The sequence below is a fragment of the Spiroplasma sp. hy2 genome (assembly GCF_044714365.1).
Taxonomy (GTDB): domain Bacteria; phylum Bacillota_I; class Bacilli_A; order Mycoplasmatales; family Mycoplasmataceae; genus Spiroplasma; species Spiroplasma phoeniceum.
In genome coordinates this window covers 1-712 of record NZ_RXFZ02000310.1, presented here as the reverse complement: position 1 = coordinate 712, position 712 = coordinate 1, and the positions used below count along the sequence as shown (strand labels likewise).

At 25.6% G+C, this 712-nt stretch carries 1 protein-coding gene; it reads left to right on the top strand.

The window, feature by feature from the left end:
• On the top strand, nucleotides 1–712 hold a 712-nt coding region (locus EHV01_RS06250; RefSeq protein ID WP_422066706.1), incomplete at both ends, for a PBSX family phage terminase large subunit.

Below are 712 nucleotides of genomic sequence, written 5' to 3'. Positions count from 1 at the left end.
CCTGAAAGTTTAAAAAGATATATTGTTGGTTATTGTAATGAATTATTACCTTTTAATGAAGAAATAATGCGTAGTAAATATGAACAAATAAAATATATTGAAAAATGAAATATGAAGATTATTATTCATTATTCTAGTTGAAGATTAAATTATGAATTACCACAAGATAAAGTTAATGAACAATTAAGATTAGAACAATTAGATATTGAAAGAGCAAGAGTTTGGAGTTGAGGTTTACCAGGTAATACCAGTGGTTCAATCTTTGCAAGATATATTGATATTATGCAAGCAACAGATATTATTCAACCAACTAAGTTATTAGGTGGTGTTGACTTAGCAAACTCTACTAGTCCAAAAGGACATACAACAGCAGCGAGTTTTTGAATATATAATTCATTTGATAAGAAAGCATATAAAGTAGCAGAATATACTCATTCAAATGCTACTCAACAATTTAAAACTGAATTAGAACAAGTTAAAGATATTTTAGAGTTTTACAATAATCAAGTAAATCAATATTTTAATTTAATACAGCAAGGTATTAGTATAAATGTTGATGATAGTGCATATTCAACATTACAAAGTTTAAACCGAGAGAAATATAATTATACTTTTGGTCAATATATGACATTTAAACCAGCACAAAAGCAGAAATTTAAAATAAGACATCGTATAGAAGCGTTTACAATGTTAATAAATACTAATCAAATAA